The organism is Acinetobacter bouvetii (genome assembly GCF_902753875.1).
Lineage (GTDB): Bacteria > Pseudomonadota > Gammaproteobacteria > Pseudomonadales > Moraxellaceae > Acinetobacter > Acinetobacter bouvetii_A.
The window spans coordinates 22,791-35,338 of record NZ_CADDTS010000035.1; the positions used below are offsets into that span (position 1 = coordinate 22,791).

11 protein-coding genes are annotated in these 12,548 nt (G+C 42.1%); all 11 read right to left on the bottom strand.

From position 1 onward, the window contains the following. Positions 1 to 79: 79 nt before the first annotated feature. The 11 genes from rfbC to FB6_RS10565 all read right to left on the bottom strand — a co-directional run bounded on the left by rfbC (position 80) and on the right by FB6_RS10565 (position 12,516). Entirely contained in the window at positions 80 to 637 is a 558-nt protein-coding gene (rfbC, locus tag FB6_RS10515) for a dTDP-4-dehydrorhamnose 3,5-epimerase (RefSeq protein ID WP_174559953.1), read from the bottom strand. Continuing rightward, on the bottom strand, positions 634 to 1,518 hold the full coding sequence (rfbA, locus tag FB6_RS10520; RefSeq protein ID WP_174559954.1) for a glucose-1-phosphate thymidylyltransferase RfbA: 885 nt from the start codon (positions 1,516 to 1,518) through the stop codon (positions 634 to 636). The genes rfbC and rfbA overlap by 4 nt, the downstream gene beginning before the upstream one ends. Beyond that, the gene (gene rfbD, locus FB6_RS10525) at positions 1,515 to 2,408 is read right to left on the bottom strand and encodes a dTDP-4-dehydrorhamnose reductase (RefSeq protein ID WP_174559955.1); all 894 of its coding nucleotides are present in this window, start codon (positions 2,406 to 2,408) and stop codon (positions 1,515 to 1,517) included. Before rfbD ends, rfbA begins: the two co-directional genes overlap by 4 nt. A 2-nt stretch (positions 2,409 to 2,410) precedes the next feature. Continuing rightward, positions 2,411 to 3,478, bottom strand: a complete 1,068-nt coding sequence (gene rfbB / locus FB6_RS10530; protein ID WP_174559956.1) for a dTDP-glucose 4,6-dehydratase — start codon at positions 3,476 to 3,478, stop codon at positions 2,411 to 2,413. Between the two features lie 162 nt (positions 3,479 to 3,640). Continuing rightward, entirely contained in the window at positions 3,641 to 4,672 is a 1,032-nt protein-coding gene (locus FB6_RS10535; protein ID WP_174559957.1) for an ELM1/GtrOC1 family putative glycosyltransferase, read from the bottom strand. Further along, positions 4,669 to 5,664 (bottom strand): glycosyltransferase, encoded by a 996-nt coding sequence (locus tag FB6_RS10540; protein ID WP_174559958.1) that lies wholly within the window; start codon positions 5,662 to 5,664, stop codon positions 4,669 to 4,671. Before FB6_RS10540 ends, FB6_RS10535 begins: the two co-directional genes overlap by 4 nt. 3 nt (positions 5,665 to 5,667) lie before the next feature. Further along, positions 5,668 to 6,477 carry a polysaccharide deacetylase family protein gene (locus tag FB6_RS10545; RefSeq protein ID WP_174559959.1) on the bottom strand — a complete coding sequence of 270 codons (810 nt, stop codon included), beginning with the start codon at positions 6,475 to 6,477 and terminating at the stop codon, positions 5,668 to 5,670. Positions 6,478 to 6,486: 9 nt separating this feature from the next. Beyond that, positions 6,487 to 7,383 (bottom strand): mitochondrial fission ELM1 family protein, encoded by an 897-nt coding sequence (locus FB6_RS10550; RefSeq protein ID WP_174559960.1) that lies wholly within the window; start codon positions 7,381 to 7,383, stop codon positions 6,487 to 6,489. 73 nt (positions 7,384 to 7,456) lie between these two features. Then, a complete protein-coding gene (locus FB6_RS10555) occupies positions 7,457 to 8,383 on the bottom strand; it encodes a branched-chain amino acid transaminase (protein ID WP_174559961.1) in 927 nt (308 codons plus the stop codon). Between the two features lie 18 nt (positions 8,384 to 8,401). Continuing rightward, complete coding sequence (glnE, locus tag FB6_RS10560) at positions 8,402 to 11,161, bottom strand: bifunctional [glutamate--ammonia ligase]-adenylyl-L-tyrosine phosphorylase/[glutamate--ammonia-ligase] adenylyltransferase (protein ID WP_174559962.1); 2,760 nt, start codon at positions 11,159 to 11,161, stop codon at positions 8,402 to 8,404. Positions 11,162 to 11,247: 86 nt separating this feature from the next. Further along, positions 11,248 to 12,516, bottom strand: a complete 1,269-nt coding sequence (locus FB6_RS10565) for a sensor histidine kinase (RefSeq protein ID WP_174559963.1) — start codon at positions 12,514 to 12,516, stop codon at positions 11,248 to 11,250. Between the last annotated feature and the right edge of the window lie 32 nt (positions 12,517 to 12,548).

Sequence of the window (12,548 nt, forward strand, 5' to 3'; positions counted from 1 at the left end):
CTTCATTAGGTTAATAAAATATAATTAGTATTAAGCTTAAAGACATATTCCAACAACCACTGAAGAATAATGATCTAAATCAAAACAAACTAGTCCATTTATGAGCTACCTGATCCTTATCACTTACAAGTACTTCATCAACCCCATCTAGAGGCCAATTAATTGCCAGCGTTGGATCATTCCAGACAATTGATCCCTCACTTTCTTTATGATAATAATTGGTTGTTTTATAAAGAAATTGAGTATTATCTTCTAGTGCAACAAAACCATGAGCAAACCCTTCAGGAATCCAGAACATGGTTTTATTTTCAGCACTCAGTTCAATTCCAACCCATTGACCAAAAGTTTTGGAATCTGGGCGAATATCCACTGCAACATCCCATGCCTTGCCTTGGACTACACGTACAAGTTTTCCTTGCGCATAAGGTGCTTTTTGAAAATGCAAACCACGTAAAACCCCTTTTTGTGAAAGGGAATGGTTATCCTGTACAAAGTTCGGGATAGGTAAATTGAGTTCAGTTAAAGCTTGCTCAAAACGTTGCTGATTAAAACTTTCCATAAACCAGCCACGATCATCTCCGAACACATTGGGATGAAGAATCAGCAGTCCCTCAATTTTGGTTGTTTCTACTTTCACTTTGCTTCTTCCAGTACTTTGTAAAGATATTGCCCATATTCTGTTTTCTTTAAAGCATCCGCACTTTCAGCCAGTTGTTCTTTAGAAATCCAGCCTTGATGAAAACCAATTTCTTCCAGGCAGGCAACTTTTAAAGATTGTCTTTTTTCAATGGTATAAACAAACTGACCGGCTTCTAATAATGATTCATGCGTTCCAGTATCCAACCAGGCAAAACCACGACCTAATAGCTCAACGTTTAAAGAACCATCTTGAAGATAGGCATTATTAATATCGGTAATTTCCAGTTCGCCACGATGTGATGGCTTCACCTGTTTCGCAAATTCAACTACGCGATTGTCATAGAAATAAAGCCCAGTCACAGCATAGTGCGATTTAGGTTGCGTCGGTTTTTCCTCAATGCTCAGTACTTTTCCTGTTGCATCAAATTCAACTACACCAAAACGTTCAGGATCTGTCACATGATAGCCAAATACTGTGGCACCATGTTCACGGGCACTAGCTGCAGCCAATTGCTTACCGAAGCTCTGACCATAGTAAATATTGTCACCCAGAATCAGGCAGACATCATCCTGACCAATAAACTCTTCACCAATCAGGAAAGCCTGTGCCAAACCATCAGGAGAAGGCTGTACCTTGTAACTCAGCGCTATACCAAATTGTGAGCCATCGCCTAATAATTTTTCAAAATTCGGCAAATCTTCCGGAGTAGAAATGACCAATACTTCACGAATACCCGCCAACATAAGCACCGACAGTGGATAGTAAATCATTGGCTTGTCGTAGATAGGAAGCAACTGCTTCGAAACACCCTTGGTAATCGGATGTAAGCGTGTGCCTGAACCACCCGCCAAAATAATACCTTTGCGTTTTAAGCTCATTTGTTCAATAACTCCGTTAAAGTTCTTTGTACACCGAATTTCCAGTCTGGTAATTTTAATTGGAAGGTGCTTTGAAGTTTTTGATTATCTAATCTCGAATTATGCGGTCGTTTCGCAGGTGTCGGATACGCCTCGGTTGGAATCGGATTGACTTTTTTAACTACAAGTTCAATACCGGCCAACTTGGCCTGTTCAAACACATAATTTGCATAATTGAACCAGGATGTTTCACCACTTGCCACCAAATGATAAATACCGACTTTCGTCTTTTCATGGATGACTTGAGGAATGGCTTGAGCGGTGACATCAGCAATGAGTTCAGCTGATGTCGGCGCTCCAATTTGATCGTGAATAATGGATAACTCTTCACGCTGCTGCGCCAGATTCAGCATGGTTTTCAAAAAGTTTTTACCTTTGGCTGCATAGACCCAAGATGTTCTAAAAATCAGATATTTACAGCCTGAGCATGCAATCGCTTGTTCGCCTTGTGCTTTGGTTTTTCCATAAATGTTAACCGGATCAATCTGACTGGATTCGACAAATGCAGTATTTCCCTGTCCATTAAAAACATAATCTGTTGAATAATGCACAAGTAAAGCATCTACTTCCGCACAAGCTTCAGCAACTTTTTGCACCGCATCAAAATTAATCTGTTTCGCCAAATCCTGTTCGGTTTCTGCCAAATCTACAGCGGTATAAGCACTGGCATTGACCACAACATCTGGCTTGATATTTAAAATGGTCTGTTTCACTGCTTCAGGTTGAGACATATCACCTTGCAGCCCATCATAACCATGACGATCCAATGCAATGACTTCACCCAAGGGGGCAAGCGCACGTTGCAGTTCCCACCCCACCTGTCCATTTTTTCCAAGCAATACAATTTTCATACTTAACCCTGATATTGCTTAGTCAGCCAGCTTTGGTACTCACCGCTTTGTACATGCTCAACCCATTCAGTATTGCTTAGGTACCATTGCACGGTTTTTCTTAAACCAGTTTCAAATGATTCTTCAGGCACCCAGTTCAATTCATTTTTGATTTTTGTGGCATCAATGGCATAACGCACATCATGTCCCGGGCGGTCTTTGACATAGGTAATCAAATCTTTATAGTGGCTAATCCCTGCGGGCTTATTCGGTGCTAGTTCTTCCAAAAGTTCACAAATGGCATGCACCACTTCAATATTGGCTTTTTCATTATGTCCGCCAATATTATAGGTTTCCCCGACTACACCCTCTGAGACTACCGTATACAGTGCACGAGCATGATCTTCTACAAATAACCAGTCACGAATTTGCTGACCATTACCATACACAGGTAGCGGTTTAGCTTGCAGTGCATTCAAAATCATCAACGGAATTAACTTTTCCGGAAAATGAAATGGCCCATAATTATTTGAACAGTTGGTTACCAAGGTCGGCAAGCCATAAGTACGATTCCATGCACGCACTAAATGATCTGAACTGGCCTTACTTGCTGAATACGGCGAACTTGGTGAATATGAGGTAGTTTCCGTAAACAGGTCAGTCGTCCCTTCCAGATCACCATAAACTTCATCAGTCGAAATATGGTGAAAACGGAAATTTTCCTTGGCAGCAGTATCCAAAGAATTCCAATAATGACGCGCTGCTTCCAGAAGCTGATAAGTCCCAATAATATTGGTCTCAATAAATGCATAAGGACCTGAAATGGAACGATCCACATGCGACTCGGCTGCCAGATGCATCACCGCATCCGGTTTGAATTGATTAAATATTTGATCAAGTGCTGCACGGTCACAAATGTCAGTTTGGCTAAACTGGTAACGCGGATTTTCAGATACCGAAATTAGTGACTCCAAATTACCGGCATAGGTCAATTTATCTACGTTTAATACGTCGTTATTAGTATGATGAATAATATGACGAATTACGGCTGATCCAATAAAGCCAGCACCACCTGTAACCAAAATTCGCATGTGTGAAATTTACCCAAGAATTATTTTGGGATAATTTTATCATCTCGGCAGTTAAATTACTGCCATTTAAAACTAAATGCGTATACAAATTACAGCAGTCTTTCCAATCAAAAAAGCTCTTTGAAGGACTGAAAAATTAATCTTAGATAAACACTGACTTGATCATTCAACTTTCAAGGTCGCATGTTGAAATAGTTTTGCCAACTCATCTTTATGAGCGAAAGCTTGTATGTTCATTAATGCAGCATCATCAATCTGGCTGGCATCTTTCAAACAGACAAATTCTTTAATTTTTTCATAATAATCAACAAACTGATCACTTAAATCACTATCAGCAAAAAGTGGCACCAGCAGTTTTTTTTCTGCCATCAAACTTTCACTGACCATAGACGTTGAATCTGGTGAACACACCACATAATCAGCCGCATAGATTAAGTCCTGAATAGGTGTTTGATTGCCTTCACCCACCAAAATCAGCCGAATATTCGAGTGCTGCTGCAAAATTTTTAAACTGTGTTCGAAGGCTGGAGGTGTTCGTCGTGAGGTCGACACGATAATTTGATCATCGGGGTGATTTGCGCTTAATTTTTGCAGCATATCAACCCAGTGTTTTACCCCACCAATTTTCACCTCTGCCGTATCCGCACCAATCAAGATGGTCCAGCACTGTACATTAGAGGCAATATTTAAAGCTTGACGTGCATCCTGAACATCTTGATTCAACTGAAAACTAATCAGTTTGTTCGGCGCAACTGGATAGTAAATATAAGGTGGTACATCTTTTTTTGCTGCATCAATGGTAAATACCAGATCATATGCAGATTCAGGCATGCCTCTTAATGAAGTCGCAATGATATTTTTTACCTTGTGGTTCTGTGATTGCATAACCGATTTGACTAAGGCATTCGGCAGCAAAGTATCCCCACCCGCTGACACAATAAATTCAATCTTGGATTCTGTACATAATTGCTGAATTTGTTCAGCTAACAGAAAATGCTTGAGCATCCATGATTTAGGCAACCATGAATAGGTTTTTTTAAACAATTGCTTAATCAATTTTGAAGGTTGCTGAATTTTTAGAAATTGAACTGCATAAGACTGTTCGTGATTTAACAGCTTGGCAATACCAATTGATTGTGTTTCGTGACCCGGTCTGCCATCTGTCAGTATCAAAATAATCGGTTGATGACTCATAAGGTTTTCCCTTTTTCGATACAATGCTGATAAACCGCCAAAGTCTGATCAATCATGCAATCGAAAGTCAGTTTGTGCTGCGCATTTGTAAAGGCAGAATCAAATTCTTTTTCAGGCGCTTCTAATTGTAAATACTGTTTGATAACTGCATTTAATGCTTCTGCACTATCCGGCTTACAAAGATAATCTGCCTCGATAAATTCCGACATGACGCCTACATCCGTTCCTATCACCGGTCGATGTAATAACAGAGCTTCGCTCAAGGTATAAGGCCCCCCTTCGCGACGCGAAGATACAATCAAGGCCTCATGTTCCGTTAATAATTGATGAACTTGATCTGAAAATCCCAACAGCTTGACCCGATCAGTTAAGCCATTGTGTTCAATTAAAGCCTGCAATTTCGTCTGTTCTTCTCCATCCCCAACAATGCTTAAAACATAGGGAATATCGCTCCAGGCCTCGATTAACACATCAAAACCTTTGACTTCATTTAAACGACCTATCGCAATAAATTTACGGTTTTTATGAAAAGGCTGTGCCTTCTGCGTCAACTCAACACCATTGTAAATCACCGTTTTATTAGCGGTTTGAGGCAGTTTTTCCGCTAACCGCTGACTGACCGTAATAATATGGTCGAAAGCACAATAAGCACCCAGCTTGCTTTTGTCACCATGCAAAGTCACAACGCATGGAGCTTGAATTTTTTTTACCAGCCCCTGCATCAGCTTGGCTGTTTTGGAAGCGTGTGCATGCACCACATCCGGCTGGGTCGCCAAAATTTGCTTTTTTAACTGATATTTTGTCCACGGATTATGACGGCTACCACTCAGATCCATGGCACAAAAATTCACACTCGCATTCAAAAGATGCTGAAAGCGTGGATGGGCAATTAAACTCACCGATTGATATTTGGCCAAGCCATTGGCAAGTTCAATCACATGCTTTTCCAGGCCACCGTCTTCATCACTGGCCATTACGATCGTGATTCGCATTATTTACCCCTCACGCTTACCCAGTTTTAAACGCAATTTCACCGCCAACATGGAATCTTTACCGCTAATTTTAATCCGCTGTAACTGCATAAAATCTGGCTGTGCCGAATCAATCCCTTCTTTGGTGGTGACCGCATTGCGATAGCCTGCCTGCTTCGCCATATTCACATCGCGCACTGAATAAATCCCAAAAGGATAGGCAAAACTGCTGACGGCATGTCCGGTTAATTGTTCTAATTGCATCTTGGAATCGGACAACTCTTGCAGACACTGTGCATCATCCAGTTTATCCAAATTGGCATGAGTCAAAGTATGTGAACCAATTTCCACTAAACCACTATGCGCTAAAAATGCGACTTGCTCATCATTCAGCTTGGGTTCACGAGCCAGTTCACCGCTATTATGATGCGCCTTTTTATAAGTCGACCAATCCCGGTCATGACGGTCAACCACCACATAAATCGTGGCTTTGGCTTGGTATTTTTCTAAAATCGGAAAAGCATTTTCCAGATTATCCAGATAGCCATCATCAAAGGTAATCGCTACAGTTTTTTCCGGATGTTTGCCCCAATTTTGTTGCAATTCCTGCATAGTGACAAAATGAAAGCCCTGTGCTTTCATCCATGCCACCTGCTTTTCAAATTCCGCCGGTTTCACCCGCAATTTGTTAAACTTCGCACCGTCGATATGTTCTCTGACCATGTGGTACATCAGCACACGTGGACGCTTCCAATCTACTGCTGGCTTCCACCAGGCATATTTATAGCTAAAGGCCATCATCAAGACCAACAACAGAAGAAGAATATAAATCACAACAACGACCTAATTATTTTGTGCTAAAAGATATGTTGCCACACGCTCTGCTTCTTTAAAAGCAGCAGGTTCAGGCAATTGCGGGATGGAAGTAGATGGCGAAACCCGTCCCTGCTGTAAAATAGAATCAACAGATTGGGTAATCCGGTCCTTTTTTAAGCGGTCCAGCATGATGACACCCACCCGGCAACCCGCAGTCAATGCTTCATAAATCATCGATACACTATCTTCCGTTACCCAGACCGCTTCAGCTTTTTGCATCTGTTCAAAGATCCAGCCTTGTGGCGTATCTTCGACCGGAAAAATACTAAGCTGCTTCGCAAACTGTTGTTGTTTTAAAGTTGCTAAAAATTCTTTCGGGGTACGACGTGAAGTGGTTAAGATTATCTCAGCTTGCGGGTTCTGCTGCACAATATTCTGAATGGCTTCAAGCACTTTGGCTGGATTCCATTGATGACGTTTAGAAGAACCGCCTAGAGCAATCAGCAGCCGATTGGACTGATGACGCTGTTCATTCACGATCGGATTCAACGCCCCTTTCGTAGTGATGACCTGCTTCGATTCCGGTACGCCGTCATGTTCGGGAATAATACAATGATCAAACCAGCTGAACGGAAAATTCGGCTTCATTAAAATCACGGTTTTCGCCTGCGGATAAACCTTTCCAAGCAGCAAAACCCGGGACTGGGTATGACTGCCCACGCCAAAAATATAATCCGGAGTTTCACTACATAAAGCCAGTGAATGCTGGAATACCCCTTTAATCAAAGAAAAAACCGGCAAATTCTCTATTGAAACTTCTTGAAAAGTGACATGTTCTGCACTTTGTCTTTGCATTGCTTTAAATAAACCCACTGCTTGTGAGCGATGCCCGGCTTTTCCATCACTGACATAGACAATATGCATAGATTTACCTTTCAAATTTTCCAATAAAAAAAGGCGAAACTTTCGTTCCGCCTCTTCATCTTAACCGATCAACTTATTTTACGTAAGTTAACCAGTGTGCATATTTAGGATCTTTACCCTGAACTGCATCAAAGAATGCTTTCTGGATTTTTGTCGTAATTGGACCACGACAGCCTTCACCGATCACGCGATCATCATATTCACGGATTGGGGTTACTTCAGCAGCAGTACCAGTAAAGAATGCTTCATCACCAATATAGAATTCATCACGAGTGATACGACGTTCAAATACTTCAATGCCCAAATCTTTAGCAATGGTAATGATAGTTTGACGTGTAATACCGTCTAATGCACCACCCGCAATATCAGGTGTATGCAAAGCACCATCTTTTACCAGGAATACGTTTTCGCCAGAACCCTGACATACATAACCTTGTGGATCCATCAACATGGCTTCGTCATAACCTGAATGAGCCACTTCCTGATGTGCAAGAATCGACAAGGTATAGTTACCAGACGCTTTTGCCTTACACATGGTTACGTTTGGATGATGGTGAGTAAATGATGAAGTTTTTACGCGAATGCCTTTTGCCATTGCTTCTTCACCAAGGTAAGCACCCCAGCCCCATGCCGCTACAGTGGCATGAATCGTATTATTGGTTGCAGCAATACCGAGTTTTTCCGAACCGATAAAGATAATTGGACGTAAATAACATGAAGCTAATTTATTTTCACGCACTACATCAATTTGAGCTTGCTCAAGTGCTGCTTGATCAAATGGAACATTCATTTGATAAATTTTTGCAGAGTTAAGCAAACGTTTTGTATGATCTTGGAGACGGAAAATCGCGGTACCATTTGGTGTTTCATAAGCACGGACACCCTCAAAGACACCCATACTGTAATGTAATGTATGAGTTAAGACGTGGATTTTCGCCTCACGCCAGTCAACCATTTGTCCATCTTGCCAAATAAAACCATCACGATCAGCCAAATTCATGGCACACACTCCAAATTTTTATACACAGTCATTTTTATCCAACGCATAAATTGCAGTTGGATCAATTAATCTTTGCCATAACTTGCAAACGACCTCTCGGGTATCGTGCCAGTCCGCAGCACTGACTTGCATGGATTGATTTGCAAGGGCTAAGCGGTGGCTCTCGGCTCGTTCACTGAGATAAGCTTGAATCAATGCTGTCGCGTCGGCGCTGGATAAGCGATCCGTTTTTGCGGCATCCTCAAGGATTCGTACGTTGTCGGAGTAATGGGCGAGATCAGGATTCGACCCACTCCATGCTAATACTGCATACTGTGCCATAAATTCGATATCAACGATACCACCTGCATCCTGTTTTAAATGAAAAATCCCATCTTTTTGCTGCTCTTTGGATGAACCCAGATGATCTTTCATTTTTTGACGCATTTTTAACACTTCTGCACGTACATTTGCTTCATCACGCGGTTGAGTCAAAATACTGCAACGTAAAGCTTCAAATTTTTCTCTCAGTGATGCTTCTCCAGCAATCGATCTGGCACGCACCAGCGCCTGATGCTCCCACACCCAGGCACTTTTTAATTGATATTGTTCAAAGGCTTTCAAGCTAGTGACCAGTAAACCGGCTTCACCAGAGGGACGTAAGCGTGTATCAATTTCATAAACGCGCCCATCTAAAGTCTGGGTGGTCATCAGCGACATAAATTTTTGAGCAACGCGCATGGCAAACTCAAAACCGCTAATCGGTTTAATGCCATCGGTATCGCCCTGCTCACTCATATAATGAATAAACACCAAATCCAGATCCGAGCCATAACCCAGTTCAATACCGCCTAATTTGCCATAGCCTGCAACCGCGAATGCCATATGATCGAGTGAACAGCGCTGCCCTTCAGCATCTAAGGGATATCCATGCTTTTTAGCGGTAATTTGATACGCCAAATTTAGCGTTGCATTAACGGATACCTCTGCAATATCTGTTAATGCATCGGAGACTTTCATCAATGGACTTTCCGCCAGTACATCACTGGCTGCCACTGCCAAGACATTGGATTTTTTAAATAAACGCAATACACGCATCTGATCTTCAACCTGATCAATCTCAATGCGCAGCAGTTGCTGGCGCAGAGAATCTTCCAGATCCTTGCGTTTCGGCAATTCAAAATCCATTGACAGGAATTCATCCAGCAGTACTGGATAATGGGTGAGTTCCTCACAAATCCACGGACTGACAGTAGCCATTTTCACTAGACGTTGTAATGCCCCTTTGCTTTCAATCAGCATGACCAGGTACACGGTACGGCGCATCACCGATTCAACTAACGGCATGAGGCGCAATAATGCAACCTGCGGTTTATCGGACTGTAAAATCGCTTCAATCAGGTGTGGCCAGAAAGCTTTCAGGCGTTGTACAGCTTTGGCAGGCAATTTTTTCAGCGCATGCCCGTACCAGAACTCATGTACCAGATTTTTGGCATTTTCATCCAGCACCTCATTCAGTTGTTTTTCTAATTGAGTAAAACTTTCTATCAGCGGATCAGGTTCTTTTTCTTTAATTAAATGCTCAAACTGGTAAATGACTTTGGCACGTTTCTGATTCAGCAACTGCAAGAATTCATCCCATGACGCATAGCCAAGGGTGTCCAAAATACGCTGCCGAGACTCATGTTCTGTTGGCAAGGACTGGGTTTGCTGGTCATTCAGTGCCTGAATTGCATGTTCAATCCGGCGCAGAAATAAATAGGCATCTTCCAACTCTAACACTACTTTAGGGTCCAGCAGTCCTACTTCACCCAAATGATGCAGGCTGACCAAGCATTGACGGTCTTGCAGTTCCAGTTTCGAGCCGCCATAAATCAGCTGGAACACCTGCACAATAAATTCAACTTCACGGATGCCGCCTGCACCCAGCTTGATGTCATCTTCGATATTTCGGCGCTGTACCTCGCGCTCAATCATGGCTTTCATTTCGCGCATGGCTTCGAAGGCGGTGTAATCGACATATTTGCGGAATACAAAAGGTCGAGTCATGTCCAATAACTCGTTACCCTCGTTCCCACCGGTCACGATTCGAGCTTTAATCCAGGCATAACGCTCCCATTCACGTCCATGCTGGCTTAAATACTTTTCCAAAGCTGCATGACTGATAGCCAGTGCCGAACCATCCCCCCAAGGACGCAAGCGCATATCCACCCGGAACACAAAACCATCCGCAGTCATGTGATCCAGCAGATAAATCAGCTTCTGCCCCCACAAAATACAGAACTGCTGCACATCAATACATTTACGGCCATTGGTTTCACCCTGTTCATCAAAGGCAAAAATCAGATCTATATCACTGGACAGATTAAGTTCCTGAGCACCCAGTTTACCCATGGCCACCACAATCAAATCTTGCACAGCACCACCATAACCGACTGGCTCACCATGCTTGGCAATCAAAGGTGCACGGGCAAATTCTTTAGCTGCACAAATGGCAGCATCGGCAAAATCGGAAAGTTCTCGGGTCAGTGTTACTACATCGGTGAGCTGATTGGCATCTTGCCAAATCCACCGGAACATCAGCCGCGCGCGTAACACCCGAATAGCACGCATCCAAGTGGTTTCATCAGAAATCTGTGCTAGCGTGTCCTGCACAAAGTGCTGAATTTGATTCGTTGTTAAAGGAATAAGAAATTGATCAATTGCATAATCTTGTTCTAATAAAGCGCTGTGATTGCCCAACACCTGTTCTGCATATTGGCTCGCACGCAATGTTTTTTGCAATTGTTCCGCATTCATCTTAAAACCTTCAGCCTGATTTTTTTCTAGTTATAGCAGCTGAAAAGAGATTGGGGAAAAGAAATTTAGTTTTCTCTAATGATTTATTAGCTAATCGCTTGTTTCGCTTCATCTAGCATTAAAGCTTGATGTGTATTGCTCGCAATAGGCAAAGAAACCTTAAATGTGGTTCCAGCACCTTCTTTTGATTGCACGGAAATTGTTCCCTGATTTAAATCGACAAAGCGTTTACATAAGACCAGTCCCAAGCCTGTGCCTTTTTCACCTGCGGTGCCTTTAAAACTGATGGTAAGACGAGGGCTAAACAGTTCATCAATTTGACTGGCAGTCATGCCTAAACCGGTATCCTGAATGTAAATGTCTACAAAATCTGCCGACTGCTCAGCTGATATAGTGACTTTTCCTGTGCCATCCATATGAGTAAATTTCAGGGCATTGGACACCAGATTTTGTAATACTGAAGTCACCATATTAATGTCGGCATACACTTTTAAATCATCTGGTACCCGATCAATCAATTGAATATCTTTGTTCATTGCCAAACCATTCAAAACATCAAAGACAATTTTCGAAGACTGTTTTAAATTAAAGTTAATCGGGTGATACACAAAACGCCCACCTTCTGCCATTGCCCAGTTGAGCAGACTTTCGAGCAGATTGTAGGTCGATTGCGAAGTATCCAGTAAATAGTCCGCTATACTCTGGATATTGGACTCATCCAGCGTGTCTCGCTCTTGAGCCAACACTTCCGAGAAACCAATGAGCCCATGAAATGGCGCGCGCAAATCATGGGCAATGATTTGAAAAAATTTGGTTTTACTGAAATTTAAAGCCGATTGCTGTTCATATAATTCTTTGAGTTCAGCATAGTCAGAACGTAACTCGATGATATTGATCAGGCTCATGGCAAATTCATGTACCAGTTCCAGATTCTTTTGATCGAAAGGCTCATTCTGCTCATCAAACAGAATAACTTGTCCAATGGACTCCGTATGATTAATTTTTAAGTCAAAACCGACTATACGCTGGTGTTCCACACCTAAATCATCAATATGTTGGGAAAAAGCAGCATAATTTTTATGCGGGGTAGTAAGAATCGTATCACCTTCAAAGAATGAAGCTAAATTGGCTTCTTTTTTGGCTTGAAAAGCTTTAAAGCCTTCCGTTGATGAATACCAGATATAAGGTTCATGATGAAAACAAAGAATGCCGCGATTAGCTTGTAAAATTCCACGGGCAAATTTCAAAAACCCTTCAACACGATTATTTGAAGTAAACACACCAAGCAATAATGACAATTTACATGCACTGAGCTGCTCTGTTGCAGAACCAATTTCAAGTAACTTTATTTTCATATTTGCCTCTCTAGCGTGTTTATACCCCTATT